The 23,798-nt window shown below is 40.3% G+C and carries 17 protein-coding genes and 1 pseudogene; 1 reads left to right on the plus strand and 17 read right to left on the minus strand.

Annotation, left to right across the window (positions count from 1 at the left end):
• Positions 1–15: 15 nt before the first annotated feature.
• From gndA to galF, 17 genes and pseudogenes are all read right to left on the minus strand, one after another.
• Positions 16–1,422, minus strand: coding sequence for an NADP-dependent phosphogluconate dehydrogenase (gndA, locus tag ABLU73_RS04720; RefSeq protein WP_221347461.1), 1,407 nt, complete (start codon positions 1,420–1,422; stop codon positions 16–18).
• Between the two features lie 144 nt (positions 1,423–1,566).
• The gene (locus ABLU73_RS04725; RefSeq protein ID WP_114475075.1) at positions 1,567–2,568 is read right to left on the minus strand and encodes a cellulase family glycosylhydrolase; all 1,002 of its coding nucleotides are present in this window, start codon (positions 2,566–2,568) and stop codon (positions 1,567–1,569) included.
• Positions 2,569–2,599: 31 nt separating this feature from the next.
• On the minus strand, positions 2,600–3,583 hold the full coding sequence (locus tag ABLU73_RS04730) for an EpsG family protein (protein WP_217332660.1): 984 nt from the start codon (positions 3,581–3,583) through the stop codon (positions 2,600–2,602).
• A 32-nt stretch (positions 3,584–3,615) separates the two neighbouring features.
• Positions 3,616–4,659: an acyltransferase gene (locus ABLU73_RS04735; RefSeq protein WP_221347462.1), complete on the minus strand. Its 1,044-nt coding sequence runs from the start codon at positions 4,657–4,659 to the stop codon at positions 3,616–3,618.
• Positions 4,660–4,740: 81 nt separating this feature from the next.
• Positions 4,741–5,784 carry a glycosyltransferase family 4 protein gene (locus ABLU73_RS04740; RefSeq protein ID WP_348850072.1) on the minus strand — a complete coding sequence of 348 codons (1,044 nt, stop codon included), beginning with the start codon at positions 5,782–5,784 and terminating at the stop codon, positions 4,741–4,743.
• Positions 5,785–5,879: 95 nt separating this feature from the next.
• Positions 5,880–7,133, minus strand: coding sequence for a hypothetical protein (locus tag ABLU73_RS04745; RefSeq protein WP_264924814.1), 1,254 nt, complete (start codon positions 7,131–7,133; stop codon positions 5,880–5,882).
• 54 nt (positions 7,134–7,187) lie between these two features.
• The gene (locus tag ABLU73_RS04750) at positions 7,188–8,063 is read right to left on the minus strand and encodes a glycosyl transferase (RefSeq protein WP_221347465.1); all 876 of its coding nucleotides are present in this window, start codon (positions 8,061–8,063) and stop codon (positions 7,188–7,190) included.
• 38 nt (positions 8,064–8,101) lie between these two features.
• The gene (locus ABLU73_RS04755) at positions 8,102–9,256 is read right to left on the minus strand and encodes a glycosyltransferase family 4 protein (protein WP_217332664.1); all 1,155 of its coding nucleotides are present in this window, start codon (positions 9,254–9,256) and stop codon (positions 8,102–8,104) included.
• 62 nt (positions 9,257–9,318) lie between these two features.
• Positions 9,319–10,302, minus strand: coding sequence for a glycosyltransferase family 1 protein (locus tag ABLU73_RS04760; protein WP_221347466.1), 984 nt, complete (start codon positions 10,300–10,302; stop codon positions 9,319–9,321).
• 5 nt (positions 10,303–10,307) lie between these two features.
• The gene (locus ABLU73_RS04765; RefSeq protein WP_221347467.1) at positions 10,308–11,480 is read right to left on the minus strand and encodes a glycosyltransferase; all 1,173 of its coding nucleotides are present in this window, start codon (positions 11,478–11,480) and stop codon (positions 10,308–10,310) included.
• A gap of 33 nt (positions 11,481–11,513) precedes the next feature.
• Positions 11,514–12,947, minus strand: a complete 1,434-nt coding sequence (gene wbaP, locus ABLU73_RS04770; protein WP_065809181.1) for an undecaprenyl-phosphate galactose phosphotransferase WbaP — start codon at positions 12,945–12,947, stop codon at positions 11,514–11,516.
• 89 nt (positions 12,948–13,036) lie between these two features.
• Complete coding sequence (locus ABLU73_RS04775; protein ID WP_221347469.1) at positions 13,037–15,208, minus strand: polysaccharide biosynthesis tyrosine autokinase; 2,172 nt, start codon at positions 15,206–15,208, stop codon at positions 13,037–13,039.
• A gap of 14 nt (positions 15,209–15,222) precedes the next feature.
• Positions 15,223–15,657 (minus strand): protein tyrosine phosphatase, encoded by a 435-nt coding sequence (locus tag ABLU73_RS04780; protein ID WP_073961359.1) that lies wholly within the window; start codon positions 15,655–15,657, stop codon positions 15,223–15,225.
• A 4-nt stretch (positions 15,658–15,661) separates the two neighbouring features.
• Complete coding sequence (locus tag ABLU73_RS04785; protein ID WP_221347470.1) at positions 15,662–16,798, minus strand: polysaccharide export protein; 1,137 nt, start codon at positions 16,796–16,798, stop codon at positions 15,662–15,664.
• A 145-nt stretch (positions 16,799–16,943) separates the two neighbouring features.
• The gene (locus ABLU73_RS04790) at positions 16,944–18,383 is read right to left on the minus strand and encodes a capsule assembly Wzi family protein (RefSeq protein ID WP_221347471.1); all 1,440 of its coding nucleotides are present in this window, start codon (positions 18,381–18,383) and stop codon (positions 16,944–16,946) included.
• Positions 18,384–19,340: 957 nt separating this feature from the next.
• A complete protein-coding gene (locus ABLU73_RS04795; RefSeq protein WP_221347472.1) occupies positions 19,341–19,970 on the minus strand; it encodes a phosphatase PAP2 family protein in 630 nt (209 codons plus the stop codon).
• A gap of 315 nt (positions 19,971–20,285) precedes the next feature.
• Positions 20,286–21,259 (minus strand): annotated as a pseudogene (gene galF, locus ABLU73_RS04800) (GalU regulator GalF).
• A gap of 757 nt (positions 21,260–22,016) precedes the next feature.
• Between galF and ABLU73_RS04805 the strand changes: the two are divergent.
• Positions 22,017–23,600: a TerC family protein gene (locus tag ABLU73_RS04805; RefSeq protein WP_023318705.1), complete on the plus strand. Its 1,584-nt coding sequence runs from the start codon at positions 22,017–22,019 to the stop codon at positions 23,598–23,600.
• Positions 23,601–23,798 lie beyond the last annotated feature (198 nt).

Here is a 23,798-nt window from a genome sequence, read left to right on the forward strand (position 1 = left end):
ACTGTGGAAAGAAATTTATTCCAACCACTCTGTGTGGAATACACCTTCTTTATCAATACGCTTATAGGTATGCGCACCAAAGTAATCACGCTGAGCTTGGATCAGGTTAGCTGGCAGAACTGCGGAACGGTAGCTGTCGTAGTAAGCAATCGCGGCAGAGAACGTCGGTACAGGAATACCATTCTGCACGGCATAAGCCACGACATCACGCAGCGCCTGCTGATAGTCATCAGCGATCTGTTTGAAGTACGGCGCCAGCAGGAGGTTAGCAATGCCAGCGTTTTGCGCATAAGCATCAGTGATCTTCTGCAGGAACTGCGCACGAATGATGCAGCCAGCGCGGAAAATCTTAGCGATCTCGCCGTAGTTCAGATCCCAGTTGTATTCATCAGAAGCAGCACGCAGCTGGGAGAAGCCCTGAGCATAGGAAACGATTTTACCGAGGTACAGTGCACGACGCACTTTCTCAATAAATTCCGCTTTGTGACCAGTCGGCTGTGCCTGCGGGCCGCTCAGCACTTTCGACGCGGCTACACGCTGGTCTTTAAGCGAAGAAATATAGCGAGCAAACACGGACTCGGTGATCAGAGACAGAGGTTCGCCGAGATCCAGTGAGCTCTGGCTGGTCCACTTACCGGTACCTTTGTTTGCTGCTTCATCAAGGATGACATCGACGAGATATTTACCCTCTTCATCCTTCTTGGTGAAGATATCTTTGGTAATGTCGATCAAGTAGCTGCTCAGTTCACCTTCGTTCCATTCAGTGAAGGTTTGCGCCAGTTCTTCGTTAGAAAGTGCCAAGCCGCCTTTCAACAGCGCATAAGCTTCGGCAATCAGCTGCATGTCGCCATACTCGATGCCGTTATGAACCATCTTCACATAATGGCCAGCGCCATCAGCACCGATATAGGTGACACACGGCTCACCGTCTTCAGCAACCGCCGCGATCTGCTTCAGAATGGGAGCAACCAGTTCATAGGCTTCTTTCTGGCCACCAGGCATGATGGAAGGTCCTTTCAGAGCACCTTCTTCACCACCGGAAACACCGGTACCGATAAAGTTAAAACCTTCGGCAGACAGCTCACGGTTACGACGGATGGTATCCTGGAAGAATGTGTTACCGCCATCAATGATGATGTCGCCTTTATCGAGGTAAGGCTTGAGGGAGTCAATGGCGCTGTCAGTGCCAGCCCCTGCCTTCACCATCAACAGGATACGGCGTGGTGTTTCGAGGGATTCAACAAACTCTTGTACTGTGTAATAAGGGACCAGTTTCTTGCCAGGATTTTCGGCAATTACTTCTTCGGTCTTTTCACGGGAGCGGTTGAAAACGGAGACGGTATAACCGCGGCTTTCGATGTTCAGCGCAAGGTTACGCCCCATCACGGCCATACCGACAACCCCGATCTGTTGCTTGGACATTACATACTCCTGTCAGGTGTGGATACTGTGAAGATTCACAGTTACTTTAGTTATGATTCCATCATTGTAACTGAAAACAATTCATATGGAAGTGTATATTATAATACTTAACATAATAAAAACAAAAGAGAATGAAATAAGATTTTATTTAACTCTTAGCCTTTGCGAAAACTGTTTTATTGCAGATGCTGTATCTTTCTCACTTAGATCACGATTCAACATGCCGAAATTATGCTCGCCATTTTTCTTATCAATGCCATCATTAATGAAATCATACCACCAAACGCCTTGGATATAATTTCTTTTGGCCGAAAACATAAAATACTCAGAAGCGAACTTACCTATATCAGCTTGTGGGATTTTGTTTTTGTAATAATCGCTAATACCGATTTCAGTTATAAAAACCGGAAGAGCGGCCCCTTTAATTTTAATTATTTTTTCTTGCATAGCGTCAATGAGAGATAAGTTATCTTGAGGTGGCATAAAGGTAGAATCTGTATTATGATAAGTATGAATTGAAACGCCGTCGATATAATTTAAAAAGCCTAACTCGAAGAGTTTATCCTGCCAAATAATTTCGTCTTTTTGGGTTGGATTAAAAGAACCAGCAATTACTTTCACATTGGGATCAACCTTTTTTATAGCAGTATAGCATGAATGAACTAAGGATACATATTGCTGTGCTGACTTTTGGTTTTGAGATAAATACCTTGGTTTTTCTAAATGCCATTCATTCCATATCTCAAAAACATCAACTTTACCCTTAAAATGACTAACAGTCCAAGCAGCATATCTAGCAAATGCATCACGCTCATTATCTGTTGTAGGTTTTCCGTTTACATAAAGTGGATTTCCATAGTCTAAGATTAAAATGGGCTTAATATTATTTATGACTGCTAAATTGATGAGCTCATCTAATTTATGAGAAGCCGGAGTATAGACCCCCTTTTGTTTTTCTACGTCGGCCCAATGGTAGTCCGTACGAAAAGATGTAATATTATATTTCTTTAGTAAATTAATGTATTGCTCTGGAGTTCCTGTAAAGCCAGATATATGTGTTCCAACACCAACCTCAAATGAAAAAGAATAACCGCTATACAAGATACTTAAAAGCAAAAGAAAACAACGAGCATATTTTCGTTTCATAAAGACACCAATACATGTGAGGTTGATCAGCTTAATAATGATACCACGGGGTATTGAAAAAACTATTTGGATCAAGGACAATAATATTCAAATTCCATAGAGAGAATACTATTGATAACGCTATAAAAAAGATTAAATTATATTTACCCTTAACAAAAGAAACACATATAAAAGCAAGAAACAATGTTAATGCAAGTAACCTGTTTGCTATAGCAGGATAATTTCCGTTAAGTACAACTATCAAAAGTGTTAATACAGAAACAGTATAAATAAGTGTCGTTACAGTTTTTTTATAATTATTATTTAAATATTTTTTAAAATACAGCATAGACAAGACCATTAGATAAAGCATTAAACAATTACCACCAAGTAAATTTAAGTGATCCCACTCAGCTGAGCTTTGTTCATACTTCACCGAATATCTTGTAAACTGTAATCCTATTAATGCAGTTATTGCAATTCCCGGGACCGCTATCAGTTTAATATAATCCTTTCTTATGAGAGTGAATAATAAAAAAAGTGCCTCCGGTAAAACCATCGAATTATGAAATAAAATAGCTAAAGCAAAGAAGAAAAACCGCCACCTAACAGAACTTGCAAACATACCAAATAAAAGAAAACTGATTCCAGCAGCGTATCTAATTTGAATCAAATCCCAGAAAATAAAAAAATAACAAAAATATGGCATTAAAAAAAACAAATATCTAATCCACCCTTGCTCTTTCTTTATATAAAAATAAGCAAAATACATATGGAGTACAAACCCTAAGATGGCATACGTAAATAAAAAATATATAAAACCATCATCACCAGGAAAAAAGCCCCTATAAAAACCAGCAATTGCATTAAATGAAAACTCTACGAGATCAGATGCATAGTGATACAAAGTAAGGTACATTTGATAATCAGGTAAATACTGATTACGGCCACTTATAAAAAAAGCCCCAACGATTGTCAGTAACAATAAAACAAAGAATTCAATGGCCGTTTTCTTTTTACATTTAAAACGTATCATTATCTGATAACCTAAACAGTAAATAAAAACCCTTAGCTAAAGATCAATTTAGATTTATAAATAACCTTAGTTTCGACATATTTATAAAAATAAACACCTATCATTATAGAAAATATAAATGGGAGTGAAGAAAAAAGCAATGCATAATTATAGTTTACATCCAACCTCTTGATTACATTACCAAACATCAGAACAATGAAGCCATGAGTCAAATATATAGAATAAGAGGAATCGCCTAATAAGTTTAAAGTTCTATTATTGATATTGCAGCTGTTAAATAATAAAAAGATCAAAGCTGACAATGGATACATTATAAAGTCAGGTTTAATGCTGCAGTTGGGATCAAAAACATAAAACAGTAAAAAAATACAAATTACAACAATAAAAAACCTTAATAAGTAATTATGAAGAAGATGTCGAAAAAAAACCTGACACTCAAAGAATATCATACCCAGAATAAATAAGAAAAAGGATGGTTTTTGAAGAAAAAGGTTTAGAGAAATCCAAGGGAAAAAATTGAACCTTCCGAAAAAATAAACAAAAAAATAAAATCCAAAAAGATAATAAACCTTCTTTAAACCTTTGACATCCAGATACAGCAAAACAGAAAATGAAAAGTAAAAAAATATTTCGTACATTAAAGTCCAGCCCTGGGACAGGATTGGATTAATATTCCCTGAATAAGGGTCAGAGAAAGGAAGTAAAAGATACGATGCTATGACTTTGTATATACTATAATCATGTGATTTTAAAAAAATACCGCCCGCCCAACCAATAGTCATAATTGACAAACAAATCCAGTAAACAGGATAGACACGAAGAAATCTTTTCTTTAAGAAGGAAATAGCTTCCTGCCTTCCTCCTTTTTTATCACATGTAGTATAAGACATGATATAACCACTTATGATAAAAAAAATATAAACGCCAAGACCACCTAGACTTTCAATCGTTTTCAGCACATATCCCAAATATCCATTAATTTCTGAGGCCATATTAATCTGAGTTATGGTGTGAGCGAAAACAACTAAAACTGCCGCAATTGCTCTGAGTGCCTGAAGACTATAATTTCTTCCCATCTATCCTATCTCAACAATGGACATAAATAAATATGAAAACAACCTATCATATATAACCCATAGATTATTTTACATAATGAATTAAATTTTTCTATTACTATAAATAAAATTGATAAGTGTATGAACAAGCTCATTCATTTCTAGAGACTTAACATCATTGGAGACTGGATAAATATTACAATCTATTATTTTTTGCATTTTGCTTCTAAAGCATTCAATATCTTGCTCTAAGACTTGACCACTACAATTATATATTGAAATAAGATCATTTATCGCCCCTACATTTGTAGAAATCAAGTGACAATTGTATGAAGCCGCCTCCAAAAGAACCAAACCGTAACTTTCATAACGAGAGGGCAAAACAAATACTTTTGCACGTTCGTAGAAACTATTTTTTAAAGCTAGGTCACTTATGCTGCCCTCAAAAAAAACACTTTTTGCTAAATGAGGATTTCTCGCATAAAACTCTTCTATACGGCTAGCAAAAGAATCTTGAACTGGGCCAACGAAATGGAATGTCCAATCTTTTAAATTCAACCCCTCAATAACATCCAAGAGAAATTCAGTATTCTTTTGGTATGTTCCTAATCTACCAACCGTCAAAAACATATTTTCTTTGATAAGTTCATGATGTGAATCAGTAGAACTGACATAGCCATTTGGAATTAAACGAAATTTACTTTTAATGTATTCTGAACTCGTTGATGACTTTACCGCATCGTATACATCTTTGACCTCAAAAGAAATAACATCTACAACTCTAGCTAAGTTTAAATAAATGATGCGCCGTAATTTTTTTATAAATGATGAACTTTGATTAAAAACATTACTGGCTTCATTAAGAGGCATATCTGATTTAATATAGACTTTGCCAGAGCTTTTTAATAATTTATAGAACAAACTCAATATTAATGAATACCACCTATAATGAAAAAGAACCAATAGGTCAATATCACTTCTATTTTTATAAATAAAAAAAATTTGTTTTAGTATAGATATGAACGAACATTCAGAATGACCTTTTAATGCTAAGTCTTTAACTTTAACATTATCATCAAAACTATAATTTAAGTCATTATCCTTATCAAAACAAATATATAACCTTGCGTTTAACTGTTCAGCCATATACTTCGGGAATAAATAAACATCCTTTGATATATGTTCACTTGCAAATCGAGGAAAAATTAAAAACAAATTCATCAAACCCTCGCTTAAAATACTTATGCCATTAACATGTAAGATTCATAAATGATGATTAAAATTGGAGATAAAAGGAAAAGGAATGTAATATCGTGGCTTTTTTTTAGATTAAAATAATACAATATACAAACAATACATTCGGTAATTACAAAAAAGCCTATAGAAAAAACTAATAGATTGTTTTCTGGGGCATAAAAGGTACCTAGGCATAATAGAGCAGAATAGAAAATAACACCAGCAACGTTTGTTATTATTATATATTTTTGCCCTCCATTAACAGCGATATAATTTGAAAGGGCACCATAAATAAACACAACAAATATGACCACGCCTGCATATTTCATGAGGTAAAAAAGGCCATCATATTTATGGAGAGAAAAAATACTTATCATAGTAGGGAACAACAAAATCAACAGGATTGATGCAATTGCCCCAGGCAAAGCAAAAAACATAAAAAATGAACAATTGAATTTAAACTTCTCTGCCGATGTAAATTTTGGCATTACTGCAGAAATTAACGCTGCCTGAACAGCGTAAAATGGAGTAATAAACTTGAATGCAGCAAGATAAACAGCCACATCAACAATTCCTAATTTTAAGTTGACGAAAGTCACACCTAACTTATTATAGATTGTATTAACAATAAATACACCAAAAAAAGGAATAATTGATAATTTAACATTTTTTATTAAAGTAAAATTCAATATTCTCTTAAGGTATCTAAATCTAAAAAAAACAATAAAATTAACAACCACCTGAGACAACAGTACTGAAAAAATAAATGGCTTAGCTTCTTGGAAGCCTAATTTTATAAGTAAAAACGATAAAGCTAGAGTAGAGATTGAATTGAACACATCCCTAATAATTAATCTCCACTTACGCCCTTTAGCTAAATATTCCATATTTACAGGCAAAAAGAGAGAGGATAAGACCATCGATATACAGATAGCAACACTTATACTAAATTCAATTTTAAAGAGGAGTGCAACTATTACCCCTGCAACTCCACACCACAAACTTCCAAATAATAGCTGATAAGATAATAGATCCTGATAATCAATACCATCTCTTATCGATTTAAGGTAATAATTTCTAAAAGCGCCATTGATAACTAAATTACACACGGCCAAGGCTTCGAAAGCTAATGCATATTCTCCATATTGACTAACTGAAAACCATCGCATTAATAATAGTTGGGATGCAAAAGCAACGCCTTGCACACAAAAAGATGAAAGAATATAAGCAAACGCGGCTTTAATAATTGAAGAATTCATAGATATACTCAGATATAAAAACATTGCCATTATATTAAACAATGTCTATCAATTTTAGCTAATACTCCGCTCTTGACGAACCTTCCAAGCAGATATTCTTGGATGTATACCAGACAGGAAACAAGAAATGGCTATTATCGAAATCTTAAAATGACCTTTCACCATATGTTTAACTATTTGTTTGCAAAATGATAATAATTTTCTTGTTGAAGGATAACGTCTAGCGGTAATAGCAATATCAATTAATCTTTCACGTACTCTAAACTCACTTTGAACAGTCTCTACCCTAGATAAAGAATGTACAAGTATTGAGTCAACACATACACGAAATTTTACCCCTCTTTTCTCAAGAATCCAAAGGTTTCTAAAAAAGCTAATGTCAACTCCGTACAATGCATAATGCTCATCGAACAATTTAATTTTATGTTCTGCAAATACATCAACAGTTTTTTTAGAAACAATAATCCCTGAACCAATTGACCAAATATTATTTATAGTGTCAAGAACACCGTAATTAATCAAAAGATCACCATTTTTCAATGGATAATATTCTTTATTATCCCCGCGTGAAATTATACGTGGTAGTGTTACATCACAGTTACCATTCATTATTTGCAAAGCAAATGATGTTGTTATTGTTGTATCGTCATCCAAAATAACTATCTTGTTGTAGTCTGATATCGAACAAATGAAATCATTATATAACAAACTAAGAGGCTTGTTATCAATACAATTGCATAGACTAACTTTAATATTTTTACTTTTAAACAATAACACCAAATCTTCACTTAACTCTACTTTGCATGGTCCGTTATTATGAATATGTAAATCAACTGAACTCACCTCCGAATTCAATAAAGAATCAACACTCTCTGATTCCTCTATTTTTTTATTGTATAAAACAATTAGAATATGGGCATGCGGTGTCATTATTTTTCCTTAAAGAATATTATTACCACACTGAAAATTCATTTTGATATTCTTTTTTCGCTTTCAAAGGCAGTCCATTTCTCCATCACATAAGCCTCAAATTCTTTTCTAAAGCGACTTTCAGAAAACAACTCAGAGTTTTCTCTGCAGTTTTCAGCGGTTATTTTGTCTCCATACCTTTCAAATTCATTTATTGAATTGATAATGGACTTAACATCTTGTACACCAAAGAAAATTCCAGTTGGACTCTCAGAATCAAGGCCTTTAACTGTCTCAAGAGCCCCCCCTTTTCCAAAGGCGATTACAGGAGTACCACATGCCTGAGCTTCAACAGGCGTAATACCAAAATCTTCTTCAGCAGCAAATACAAATGCTTTTGCTTTTCGCATGTAATCAACCATTACTTCATTGGGTTGATATCCAAGTATCTCTATGTTTGATGTGGCCTTTTTTTTGATTTTATTCATTTCTGGCCCATCACCTATGACTACTAATTTTTTATTAGGTAAATGACTAAAAGCTTCTACGATTAAATCAATACGCTTATAAGGTACCATTCTAGATGCAGTTAAATAAAAATCCTCTTTTTGATTATTTAAAGTGAAACTGTCTACATCAACAGGTGGATAAATAACATCTGCATCCCTTCCATAAACTTTCTTTATTCTTCTGGCTATAAAGTGCGAATTTGCAATAAAATGGTCAACTCCATTTGCAGTTCTATAGTCCCACATCCTCATTTTATGTAATATCCATTTAGCAAGAATACCTTTCAATCCATGATCTAAACCAGACTCTCTTAAATATTGATGCTGTAAATCCCAAGCATATCTAATAGGTGAATGAACATAGCTTATATGTAGTTGATCCGGTCCTGTTAAGATACCTTTCGAAACTGCATGACTACTCGACAACACTATATTTTGCTTAGAAACATCTAGCTGCTCTATAGCAAACGGCATTAAAGGCAGATATGCTTGATATTTTTTTTTAGCTCTAGGTAATTTTTGTATGAAGGTGGTTTCTATTTTTTTATCATTAAATTTCCGCCTGTTATCGGCCGATAAAAAATCCACCACTGAATATAAGTCAGCATTAGGAAACACTTTTAAAAATTCTGATACAACTTTCTCTGAGCCTGCATATGTAATAAACCAATCTGCAACGATACCAACTTTTAATTCATCTTTAATCAAGTTCATATACTAATTACCATTAAAAAAGTTAAATAATTTTTCATGTATATTATTTATTATCAATCTAATGACGATAATACATTTGATATTTTATTGGCAACCTTATCCCATGTATATAACTGCGCTCTTTTTAATCCATTACTAATCAACCAAGCTCGTTTGTCATTATCATTTATCACCTGCTCTATCCCTGAAGTAATTTCGGTAGTGCTCTCTGGATTAACTAATATTGCTGCTTCTCCAGCCACTTCACCTAAAGAAGTCGTATTCGACGTCACAACTGGTGTTCCACATGCCATTGCCTCAATGACTGGTAGTCCAAATCCCTCATACAAAGAAACAAAAACTAACGCTTTTGCTCCTCTGTATAAAGGAGGCAAATCAGCAGTTTTTATATACCCTGTAAATATAACTCGCTCAGACAAACCTAACTCGTGAATTTTCTGATCTAAAGTATCATTTAAAGAGCCAGTGAAAACAATTTTTAAATTATCAGAAACATTAGCTCTGCTAAAAGCTTCTAAAATTCTAATTTCATTTTTATGAGCCTTTCTATTTCCCACGCACAAGATATATTCAAAACCATAATCTTTTTTTACACCATCAATACAAAATCTATTGGATACACCATTTCCAACATTGATAACTTTTGACTCATCGACCTTTGACCATTCAATAATTCTTCTTCTGGAAAATTCAGAGACTGTAAATATAAAAGATGCTTTTTTGCATCCACGCATTATAATCGTATTATAAAAAAAACGTTTTATAACGTTGGAGTTTTCCTTCCGATCAATATGATTGAGATCATGGATTGTAAAGACAAATTTGCTCTTAGAATATATTGGAGGTATATAACCCGGAAAAAAATATACTTTTCTATCAGAACGTAGCATTTTAAAAGATGTTCTTAATGTGTCAATCCCAGAAAATGGTGTTCCTTTAAAACCAGCGTTAGGATATTTCAATATATTATTTACTTCCTCCGCAAAGGTCCCTATACCGCCACTTTTTTTCCATCTATTATCTATTAACACATTCATTTTTATTAGACTCCGTCATGCTTTTTATTTTCAACATCAAGTAACTTATTATATATATCAATATAATATCCAGCATGTTCTTCTTTGTTGAAAGGATTCTCAACTTCCTTTTCAGTATTTAAATATCCAAGAATGGTTTTAATTTTTTTCGGACTAAATTCGTCAACAGATAAAACCCAAGGGAACATTTCTGCGATTTCTTTCACGCCGCCAGTTAGATTAGTAAAAATTGGCGTCCTAGACAATGCAGCCTCTGCAACAACACGTCCGAATGGTTCATGCCATTTAGTAGGTAAAAGTATTGCATCAACCTCATTAAGAAAGTCCTCTACAGGAACATATCCTTGTATCTCGACTCCCGATAATTTAGCATCGGTAATTAATAAATTTGATTCATTTGAAGAGGATGCTTTTCCCGCAGCAATAAATTTCATACAATCTTGATATTTTTTTGCATATTCAGAAAATATATCAAAGCCTTTTTCGGTAGTAAATCGACCAATAAATCCCACTGTTATAATTTTGGTTTTTTCACGTTTTACCTTATCCGGCTTATCTACAGGGTTATAAATATGAGCGAAGAGTGCTTTTTTGGCGAAGCCATTATTTTTGTGCATAAGCGATATATGCTGACTAATTCCAACAAAAGCATCTATTTTTTGGCTTTTATTTTTTTTATAAAAAGATAATAACTTTACAATTTTAGAATCAGGATCAATATTAACTCCATTTTTAAACAATGTTGAATTCGGATGAAATAAATAATAATCTCGTGCTGTATGAACTAATTTATAATTATCGCGTTTTACTACATCCCAGACACCTATAGAAAAACCAGCCAAATTATTTGTATGAATAATATCAGGTGAAAAATTGGTTATCTCATTGTGCACCATAGAAACCATATCTGCATTGTATACATCCTTTAGGTGCCAAAAGAGCTTTTGGATACGGCTATGTGCTTCCGAGGAAAATGGCCAATATCTGTTTTTCAATGGCAAGGAAATAACCTTTACACCATTTATGACTTCTTTTTTAATGCTTCCTTGATCATTAAGAGTAACTACTCTTACCTCATGATTTTTTTTTACCAATTCTTCCGCTAGTAATTGCACGGATACTTCAGCCCCTCCAAATTTATAGGGGTAATAAAGAGAGTTTAGTATCATTATTTTCATTTAATATGACCAGTTTAAAGTAAAATTGAATACTTAATATGCGCCTTCTTTTTTTAAGACAACTGAAATAGTCTTAAATAATATAGCTATGTCATTCCACATAGACCAATTTTTAACATACCAAGCATCTAAATACACTCGAGTATCATAATCAACATCACTACGCCCACTTACCTGCCATAATCCAGTCATACCTGGTTTACTCAATAAGTAATAATCTATTTCATCATTATATCTTTCCAACTCAGCTGATATGATTGGTCTTGGTCCGACTAAACTCATTTCGCCTTTAAGAACATTAAATAATTGAGGTAACTCATCAAGACTTGTACGCCTTAAGAAAGCACCAATTTTGGTGATTCTAGGATCATCTTTCAATTTAAATGTCGCGTCCCACTCTGCCTTTGCCTCCATATTATTCTTAAGCAATGACTCCAACACTTCTTTTGAGTTTACAACCATTGATCTAAATTTTAGACACTTAAAAGGTTTACCATTTTTACCAATCCGTTCATGTCCAAATATTGCAGGACCACCATCCCTTTTAACTTTCAAGCTAATATATAAAAGAAGGGGTGACAATATTACTATTATGCTTAGTGACCCAAATATATCAAAGACTCTTTTTAATATTCTCGAAGACCATTTAGCTAAATTTTGTTGCACTCTAAAAATCATCACTTCATGACTAAAAATGAATGACATATCAGTACTATCAAGCGGTACACCACGTAAAGTAGGAATTACAGACACATATCTATATCCTTTAATCATAAACTCTCTAAGCCATTTATTTCTTACCTCACCCTCAGATGCTTCCACCGCAACTATAAACTGAGTACGTCTATCGATATTTTTCAACCAGTTAACATCTGATTTATTTTTTACAATAGGTATACCATCGTAGTTGTTTATTTCATCATCATGAGTTGCTGTAGAAACATAACCTATAACACCCAACCCCAAATTCTTCTCACTGTATATCGCTTTATATGCTTCCCTTGCATTTTTACCACTCCCGATTATCCATGTTTCTCTTAGCCATAAACCTAATTTATTTAAAATAATTTTAGTGGCTATTCTCAGTAGAGGAACCAATATAATTACTAAGACCCAAGTAAGAAGCCATACGTAACGAGAAAAATACCATTTTGCAAAGGCCATGACAGCCATTTCGATTACAGCAAAAATAATAAGCGTTCTTAATATTTCTTTAAGCTCAAACCAAAATGTTTTCCGATAAAAATAGTGACGTAACCGAATACCATACCATGCGACACAGCAAAGACCTAATAACCAATGAAGAATAATCCAACTTGCGACTTGATCATCAGGCACTCTCTCACTGAAGTTAGTCATGGAAAAAGAGAGTATACCTAGTGACAAATACAATGAAATAACAAATCCTAAAAGATCTGAGAATGCTAAAAATATGCTACAGATCATATTTTTTGTAAAATGGGTCATAAATCCCTCTGCTTTCGCATACAGATATTGAAATCAAGACAATAAAATGCAAGTACTCTTGATAAATACTTGCACCTCTTATTGATATGTTAACGCTTTTCACCCTCGGAATAGGAATATCCGTAATGGTTATAACCGTAACCATAATAGCCACTTGCTTTCTTTATAACACCATTCAGAATACAACCTTTAACGACAATGCCACTTTGTTCAAAACGTTTTTTTGCAATCTCAATTTCTTTTGCTGTATTAATTTCAAATCTTGCTACAAGCAATGTTGTTCCAACATAATGTCCCAGTACAGCGGCATCAGTAACAGCTAAAATTGGTGGTGTATCTAATATAACAATATCATAATTCTTACTGGCCCACTGAAGTAAATCCTCAAGACGTCGATGCATCAGAAGCTCTGCAGGATTTGGTGGCACCATACCACGAGATATATAATCAAAGCCAGCTTGGCTAACCTTTTTAATAGCTTGGCTGATGTTTATTTTTCCTGCTAAATATTCAGACAGACCATTCTCGTTGGTAGTGTTAAACACTTTATGCACATATCCTTTTCTCATATCTGTATCAATAAATAATACGTTCTTGCCGCTTTGGGCGATTACTGCGGCCAAATTAGAACTGACAAAAGTTTTACCTGCATTAGGACTCGCGCCAGATATCATGAGGATATTGTTTCTCGCCTCCAACATTGCAAAATGCAAACTTGTTCGCAAGCCTCGAATAGCCTCTATTGCCAAATCCGCCGGATTTTCAATCGCAAGAAGTGATTTTTCATTATTAAGTTCTTGTCTCTTCCCAATTATTTTATAAGCTCGTGCTTTCTGTGCAACAGACTCAGCTACTGGAACACTAGCATAAACATTAATACCCAACTCTTCCAGTTGCTCCGGAGACTCAATTCCTCGTCTTAATAGAACTCGAATGAATACCAAACTCATGGATAAAATGAAGCCTAGCGCAAACCCAACCAAAACTATTATTATCTTTTTAGGTTTTACCGGCTTTGGCTGTACAACTGCATCATCAATTATCCTTACATTCCCTATAGCACTTGATTTCGCTATATTAAGTTCCTGCTGCCTATTCAATAATTGCATATAAACAGCTCGACCAGATTCAACATCCCTGCTTAATCTTAGTATTTCTTGCTGTGTTTCGGGCATAGCAGAAACTCTTTTATTTAATTTAGCTTTCTCATCTTGCAGTGTTTTTCTTTTCTCCATCAAAGCCTTATATGTTGGATGCTCTTTTGTATAAAGCTGCGATATTTCCGACTCACGGAAAGTCAATTCATTCAACTGATTATCAACATTAACGATTTGATCAAGCACCGATTTAGCTTCAAGAGATAAATCGACAGAATCACTTTTCCTTCTGTATTCATTTAATTTATCTTCAGCTAAATCTAAATCATTTCTCACCTTAGGTAATTGCTTATTTAGAAAGTCGAGACTTTTAGCATCTTGTGCAGCCTGTCTAGCAATGTTCTGAGCCAGATAATTATTACTGATACTATTTACTATGTTTTTAATTAACTTTGGATCGTCCCCAGTCAATGAAATTGTGAGCATGCCTGTATCTTTCGCTTGATCATTTACTGAAAGTACCTTTTGCAAGCTTGTTATTGCTTTAAGCTTCGGTACATATGAAATAATAAAACTACTAGTTGGCAAAGCATCAATATAATCTACTTTTATTCTGACATTATCTTTTTGTAAGAGCTCACCAACTTTGCCCTCAAATGAATCATTGCCAAAATTGATTTTATAATGATTTTTATCTATAACAGTTAAGGTTATAGTTGCCTCGTCTTTGCCTTCATCAGGTATGAATAATTGTGATACAGAAATATTTTCAGCCTCTTTTCCTAGTAAGCGAGATAATCCCTGCCCAAAAATTGGAAAGTATTTCTGTTTGATAATCGTTTGTAAATTTAAATCGTCTACTGTTTGCCCTATAATCATTCTTGACTGAATAAGAGCAATTTCGGGTGCAGACTGCGGCTGACTATCAGGCAACATTTGACTAAGATTGCTTAAAATAGCATTACCTTGTTTTTGTTCAACTTGGATCAACGCGTCTGCTTGATATATAGGTGTTGCAAATATTGCATATACTATCGATACTAAAGAAAAAAATGCCGTTATAGCAATAATAAGTTTTCTGTGGTCAATCAATTCACCGACTAAACGGCCTAAATCGATTTCATCTTCTTCTTTCGAGATAGATTTGTTTGTCACTGATGGCATGAGTTATCCCTGAATTAAACATCTAGCTTTTCAGCCCAATAGTTACTGGCCTGAACGATTAACTGATATACTGAGGAAAATGCTTCTTGACTCTTTCGATAAGGGTCTGGTATCTCTTTTTGATTGTTCCAATGACCTAATAGCATGGTTTTCCCTCTTACCTCAGGCGCAATTCGGCATATTTGCTCGATATGGATTTTTTCCATTACCAAAATTAAATCATATTGATGACCAAGTGAAGCCGTAAATTGCTTCGCTTTATGATCTGCTAATGATAGTCCATTTTGTTCCGCGATATAAATTGCACTTTGGTCCGCCTCATGGCCAATTAAAGCACCGGTGCCTGCAGAGTCAATTTTCTTATTTGGTAATTTTTTTCGTAAATATCGTTCTCCTATAGGAGAACGACATATATTTCCGGTACAAACAACTAGAATAGAATTGAACATGATATTAGGGCCACTCTTTGATATATTTAACTGTTTCTGTCATATCATGCACACCAGTAATCGTCGGTACAAGTTGAGAGATTACACGGTTCCAACGCACAAGTGGCGCAGTTGTGACATAAACTATGTCGTATGGTTGAAGTTGAAATTCCGTACCTAATACCATTGCTGATGCATCCTGAGCATTAAGTTGATAGATATCTGCAATTTTGCCATGGCTGTCACCTTTTATCTGACGAATAACAAATACCCCTGTAGCATCACTGAAGGCTTGCGACATACCTTCAGCATTACCTAATGCCTCTGCTAATGTCATACCGCTCCGGTCCATCTTCATTGTGCTTTGTTTACCGACTTCGCCCATTACAAATACTTTGAGGTCATCATTTCGAGGCACAAAGAGAATATCCCCTGGATATAGTAAATGATTCTGAGTTAAATCGCCTTTCTGCATCAAAGCATAAAGAGACACTTTTGTATCTTTACCATTATGAGTCAACACAACATTTCGCCAATCAGCATCAGGAGCCAATCCACCTGCTGCATTGATTGCATCCATAATAGTCAGAGGTATATTAGTAATAGGCTGTTGACCAGATTTGATAACTTCACCCGTAACATAAGCTTTCTGAGAACGGAATGCAGCAACGCTAACATCAACTTGAGGACTTTCAATATAGGTGGTCAAGCGGCTGGCTATATCCTGGCGTACCTGGCTAAGTGTTTTCCCCGCCACCTGCACCTTCCCGATATAGGGATAGAAAATGGTACCGTCGGAGTTGACCCAGTTACCGGTATCGCTGGCGCTACGGTATTGACCTGCTGGAGTAGTAAGTTCAGGGTGATCCCATACCGTAACCATCAGTACGTCACCAACCCCGATGCGGTATTCATAACTACGCAGTAAATTATCCAGTTGTGGGTTTGGACGAGCAAGAACGGTCTCCGGACGCAGTTGATCGATTAGACCCGGAGTCATTGGGTACACATTGACCAGTTTATCCAGATCGTAGTCGCTGTCCGGGAGCTCCACTACGTTCTTACGCAGACTGTTTAATCCCTGACCAGGGATAATGGTACAACCCGATAAAAACCCAATCGCCAACGCTAATGCCGAAAATCTAACAATTTTTTTCTTCATAATGTCACATTATCAGTAAATCAAGATTTGCCAATTCCTGAGCAGCTGTCATAGCCGTTGCTTCCCTGCCGGCTTGTGGAGAGATAAAAGCTGACTGCGTCCTGCAGCGCTACCACCCTCTCTCCCCTGTTTTCAGCATTCAGCCTTATAAACTAAACGGTATCTCTATCCCTGCGCTAGCCCCAACGTCATCGCTGTCGCTATTGTTAGCGTTGGTGTACCACAACGAGGTATTCAGACGGACCGACTGATAAACATCTCCGCTCCAACCCAGCTGGACCCCCTTCAAGGTATCAGCATGAGGGAATGCTTTGTTGATCGACTGATTCTCCGGGTTAACTTTGGCGTAAACCAGGCGCGTACTCCAGCGCTGGTTATCCTCCGTAATAAGCTCGACCTTACCGGCAACGAGTTGACCATCCCCGCCCATCGCATCACCCAGCGGATAACCCTGCTGATAGTAGCCATCCTTATAAATATGATGGGTATAGCTGTAATTGGTTCGGCTCATATTGGTGCGCGTGTCATGTGCTTCCACGTACCAGTTTACCGCATCTTTGCCCCACCCATGGTGTCCTTCAACACCGCCAAGGAACATATTTGCTGAAGGAAGAAAACCAGACTCATCCTCGCCGATCATCTGCCCGTAGAAGCTCACCGGCCAGCCCAGGGTCGGCTCCAATTTGAACTTAAAGTCAAAACCGGCCAGTTGGTTCCCTGGTTCATTGGGATCGTTTGCGGCGGTATTATCCTTGCCTGTTAAACCATCCCAGAAGTTACTAAGTGATTCAGGCCGCCCTTCCCCACCCCACTGCATAATGCGTGATGCGCCTAATTCTAAAGACTGGAATGGTGAAAAGGTAAAACGACCGCCGATAATTTTGGCATGAGGCACCGCGGTATATTGATTCATCTGGCTGGCGGAGATCTGGTACTGCCACGGGCCGACCCAGCGCAACCACCAGGTCTCTGGCGCTGCCTGCTCGGCTCGCTGCATCAGGAAACCGGTCATCGGCCGCATGGCATCCCCGCGGATCAGGCTACCTTCATAGCCCGGTCCCCACCACTGTGGTACCTGACCAAAGGAGAGCCACTGGTTCCAGAACTTCACCGCGCCGTAGGCGCCGTTGGCATTGAAGCGCGATCCGTTGCTGATCCGCTCTCCCCCTTCGACGTTGCCCTGCAGGTGCATATCCCACCACTCGCCGCTGTTGTTGAACGCCAGGCCTAACGAGTTATCTGCCGACTGCGTCTGACCAAACCCCTGCGGAGTGCCCGGTTGGTCGGTTGAGGTGTAGCCGGTGACCCGGAAATCGGCTTTTAACGCTGACAGTCGCTGATTGATACGAGCCAGCACCACTTGCTCAGAAGAATAGGAAGGTTTGGCCTTTTTTAGCGCCCGGGCGATCTCTTCCTGACTTAGCGGCCAGGTCGACAGGCTCAGATGGATGACCCCACGATCGGAAAGCCAGGCAAGGTCGTTTCGCAGATCATTATCATTTACTACTAACCCGGCCGCGTAAGCCTGGACTCCCAGTGAGGAAAGCAAGCCCAGCGTCACGGCAATGCGCGCAATTTTTATCATTGTACAAGATCCATTTTCAGCCCCGCTGTCGTATCTCAATGAGAATGAGGGGAATACCAAGATAGAAAGCGCTCGCGGCACCAGCGGACTTCACTGTGCAACACCGGCGAGGCAAGTACATTTACCCTAAGCTGCTTGTTAGCCTTATAACATCCACCCAGCTCACAATGTAGGCGAATTTTACCCTACAGGCTATCGATGAGACGGGAAAGTTGGTTTACAGGTGATATCAGCAGCCGCTCCTGACCCTTTTTGAGGATATCTGATAAGCATCATAGATATCTCATCGCGTTAATCCCCCAGAGAGTGTCGATTTTTATAGCCGTTCAAAGAAGGTGTTTTGTGTTACAGCAAGTGGTTTCAGCGACGCTACCGCCCCTGGCTTAACAGCTACCAGCGCACTGACTACCTGAACGGCTTATTTAATCGGCCTATGGGTGATAAATTGGTCAGGCCTTTATTTTTTGCGGCGTTAAGTCTACGGGATTTCGGTCACAATTGGGAGTCTTGCTGCCGAATATCTGCCAATTAATGCTGCTTGCCCTTTTATTGGCGAAAATAAGCGGATCAACTCTTAAGATTATTCACTACGTTAAACGGCCATACAGTGTCACGTTGTTGCCACACTATCAAGCATGAAGCTAACCATCTGTAAAACAAGATATTTTACGGAAAGGTCGCGTCATTCAAAAATCAGATGATGGCCTCTAAGTCAACTACAATTTCTAATAGTTTCCTGGTATCAGAATATTCAGCAGACGTGCTCCAGGTCCTTTCTCAGTGCATTTAAGAAACGTCTCATACCTGCTATATCCAGGCAAATATGCAATAACAATGTAGTAGCACTTCATTATTTCATAAATATGAATTATCAATTGCCTGGCATATAGTAGATTATTTTCTTATTTGTCTAATTAACCGGCGAAAACTTAATTTCCCCTGTAAAACAAATGGCGATTACCAGACCTGCTTATGTAGATCAGTTCGAGTAAAGGGTTTATCCAGCGGTCCAATTGCAGTGGCGATTTGCCCCAGCAGGGACTGAGTCGGCGCTTTATTGCCGCTATGCAACAGAATAAGGGGGACCATCACCAGGCACGCGACGCCGCCCCAGGAAATACTCACGCTTTCCGAATGAGTGGTTCGTTTTTGCAGCAGCAGGAACAAAGCGCTGCCAGCAGCACCGAGCAGCAGGCCAGCGATCACTTCCGAGACGGAATGCACATGGATGGCCAGCCGTGAATACCCCACTACAGCGGCCAGAACATAGCCGGTGGCGACGGCTGCTTTTTGCACACCCGCTGAAAAACGAGCGCTAAGCAGCCACAGGAAGATAGGCCAGAAGGCCGCGGAAAGCGCTGAGTGGCCGCTGAAGCCGGTGTAATCCAGCTCACGAATGCCCAGTCCCCAGCCCATAAAGGCCAGTTTGGAGGCGCAGACAATGGCGCCGGTGATGCCGAACAGCAAACTCCACTGCCACGCCAGCAACCGCGACGTTTTACGCAGCATCAGGACAATAAACAGCGCCGCTGCGCTGGGCAGCAAAACGGTGCTATCGCCAAAAAATGAGATGAGTTGCCAGTTCATATACCTGTGATCCTTCGATGATGTCCACTGCCGTGCTCAGGGATTATCCGTAATGTCTGTACCAGCTCGCATGCCAATTCATTTCACATTTTTATGCATGCAAGTGAGATGTTTAAAGCGGAAACATGATCGCAGTCAAGTTTTATTTTTGGCTGACGTTGACCGCTTACCCTGCACTTCAGGAATTGTCGCACTAAGTGACTATCCGCAAAGCATTATTGCCGCTACTCCGACCATTGCACCACAGAGGCCAGAGACAAACTACCAGAAGTCTCCGAAGCCATACGTTTCTTTACAATCGTTATAACATTCACGTTATGAATAATTTCTGCATAACGTTATGAGCGGCGTGGCGAAAGGTTCTGCCCTGCCGCTCATCTTTACGCCAGCGGTCAGGCCAGCAGTTTTTTAATGCTTTCGCGGAATTTGGCACCTTCTTTCAGGTTACGCATTCCGTAGGTGACGAAGGCCTGCATATAGCCCATTTTCTTACCGCAGTCATAGCTTTCGCCGGTCATCAGCATCGCGTCAACAGACTGCTTTTTCGCCAGTTCGGCAATGGCGTCGGTCAGCTGGATACGGCCCCAGGCACCCGGTTCGGTACGCTCCAGTTCGGCCCAGATATCCGCCGACAGCACGTAGCGGCCCACCGCCATCAGGTCGGAGTCCAGGGTCTGCGGCTCGTCCGGTTTTTCAATAAACTCAACGATACGCGCAACCTGCCCTTCCGCCACCATCGGCTCTTTGGTCTGAATCACGGAATATTCGGAGAGATCCCCCGGCATGCGTTTCGCCAGCACCTGGCTACGGCCGGTCTCGTTAAAGCGGGCGACCATGGCGGCGAGGTTATAGCGCAGCGGGTCCGCAGTGCCGCCGTCGAGGATGATATCCGGCAGCACCACGACAAACGGATTATCCCCGACGACCGGGCGGGCGCAGAGGATGGAGTGGCCCAGACCCAGCGGCTGTGCCTGGCGCACGTTCATGATGGTCACGCCCGGCGGGCAAATGGCCTGGACTTCCGCAAGCAGCTGGCGCTTCACGCGCTGCTCAAGCAGGGCTTCCAGCTCGTAGGAGGTGTCGAAGTGGTTTTCCACCGCGTTCTTCGAGGAGTGCGTCACCAGGACAATCTCTTTGATCCCGGCGGCGACGATTTCATCAACGATGTACTGAATCATTGGCTTATCAACGATCGGCAGCATCTCCTTTGGAATTGCCTTTGTGGCCGGCAGCATATGCATGCCTAGTCCTGCGACCGGAATAACCGCTTTCAAATTCGCCATATTCATCTTCACCTGTTTGGTTGCAAAACACGCAGTTATGCAAAATTGTACATGTCACAAATCCATTGAAACTGATAATACACGGATACTGCCCGGGCATCTGCCCGCCAAATTCTTAAATTCACTGTCACGTAAAAGAATACACACAACTTCCATTTACCAACAGTTAGAGCTGAGAATAATCTTATTTTCGTTCAGGTTATTCAGCGGCTCGTTTACTACACCACGCCATGTGGCGGAGAGGCGCGCCAGGCGGGCTTTCCGGGGCGCCGGGCCAGCCATGCTGTGCCTGTGCCCGCAAAGAATAGATATAGATAATAAATTTCGCCAGACAATATATTTCAGCATAAACAGCCAGATATGGTGACATATTACCGCAATTCGGCGTCTATGAACTGCGATCTGCCCTATTCTGCGCTCACTTCATAATATGAATTTTGCCGGTTTTGTGAGCGGGCTTCGCGCTTCGCGTCTCCTGTGCGCATCAATGCTCGCCGTAACGAACCGTGGGATGAAGCCCTTTTACCGCCCTCGCTGATACGCAGCCGAAAAGTTCTTATACCGGCTCGCTTATTCCAGAGCAGTCGCCATGGTGTTATTTTCTCACTGTTCTTTACCGGAACATAATTCTTATCGGTTCGCTTTATGTGCTGGAAATATATCCATCCATGGCAGGGCGATATCCGCGTCGTTATTGCATTTTAGACTCATCTTATCCATGATCGTGGTAACACATACCGCAGTCGTACAGGTTTTAATACATATGGAATGGATTGCCGATCCGTCAATCTGGGCAGGTCTCGTCACGCTGGTGGTTATCGAACTGGTGTTGGGCATCGATAACCTGGTCTTTATCGCTATCCTCGCCGAGAAGCTCCCGCCCGCCCAGCGCGACCGCGCGCGGATCACTGGTCTGATGCTGGCGATGGTCATGCGTCTCCTGCTGCTGGCCTCTATCTCCTGGCTGGTCACCCTGACCAAACCGTTAATTGCTTTTCGCGACTTCAGCTTTAGCGCCCGCGATTTAATCATGCTGTTTGGCGGCTTATTCCTGCTGTTCAAAGCGACCGTCGAGCTTAATGAGCGGCTGGAGGGGAAAGACAGCGATAACCCCACCCAGCGCAAAGGGGCGAAATTCTGGGCCGTGGTGGCGCAGATCGTGGTGCTCGACGCCATCTTTTCGCTCGACTCGGTGATCACCGCCGTCGGCATGGTCGATCACCTGGCGGTGATGATGGCCGCCGTGGTTATCGCCATCAGCCTGATGCTGATGGCCAGCAAGGCACTGACGCGCTTTGTTAACAGCCATCCGACCATCGTGATCCTCTGTCTGAGCTTCCTGCTGATGATCGGCTTCAGCCTGATTGCTGAAGGCTTCAGCTTTATTATTCCGAAAGGCTATTTATATGCGGCAATTGGCTTCTCGGTGATGATTGAAGCCCTTAACCAGCTGGCGCTGTTTAACCGCCGTCGCTTTCTTTCCGCCAATATGACGCTGCGTCAGCGCACCACCGAGGCGGTGATGAGCCTGCTGAGCGGTCAGAAAGAAAAAGCTGAACTGGATGCTGACACGGCGTCACTAGTCGCCGATCAGGATCATCATCCGCTGTTTAATCCGCAGGAACGCTTGATGATTGAGCGGGTGCTGAACCTGAATCAGCGCAGCGTCAGCAGTATTATGACCTCCCGCCATGATATCGAGCGCATCAACCTCAGTGCGCCGGAGGAAGAGATCCGCAGCCTGGTGGAAAAAAATCAGCATACCCGCCTGGTGGTGACCGGCGGGAAAGATAATGAAGACCTGCTGGGAGTGGTGCATGTTATCGACCTGCTCCAGCAGTCCCTGCGCCAGGAGCCGCTGGATCTGCAGGCGCTGGTGCGCCAACCGCTGGTCTTTCCTGAGGGGCTGCCGCTCCTCTCCGCGCTCGAGCAGTTCCGTCAGGCCCGCACCCACTTTGCCTTTGTGGTGGACGAGTTTGGCTCCGTCGAGGGGATTGTGACCCTGAGCGACGTGATGGAGACCATCGCCGGCAACCTGCCCAACGAGGTGGAGGAGATCGACGCCCGACACGATATTCAGCATCATCAGGACGGTTCATGGACGGTCAACGGCCATATGCCGCTGGAGGACCTGGTGCAGTACGTTCCGCTGCCGCTGGATGATAAGCGTGAGTACCACACCGTTGCCGGTCTGCTGATGGAGTATCTGCAGCATGTGCCGCAGGTGGGAGAAACCATTGAGATTGACGGTTATACCCTGCGCACGCTGCAGGTCGACAGCCATCGGGTGCAAAAGGTGCAGATCGTCCCGCCGGTAAAGCAGGATGAGCTGGATTATGAGGTGTAATCCTAAGGGATAAATAACGGCCCGGGGTATCCCGGGCCGTAAAATTGATAGCCAGGTACCCTGTTTATTGCCTGATGGCGCTTCGCTTATCAGGCCTACGGAATGGCGACACAAACCGGGGAATTACCCCCTGCCGCACAACCCAGGCCTAGTCAGGCGTATCCGCCGCCCGGCATTAACGTGACATCACACTTTGAC

This window comes from Klebsiella sp. GG_Kp175, from assembly GCF_040062325.1.
Lineage (GTDB): Bacteria > Pseudomonadota > Gammaproteobacteria > Enterobacterales > Enterobacteriaceae > Klebsiella > Klebsiella quasipneumoniae.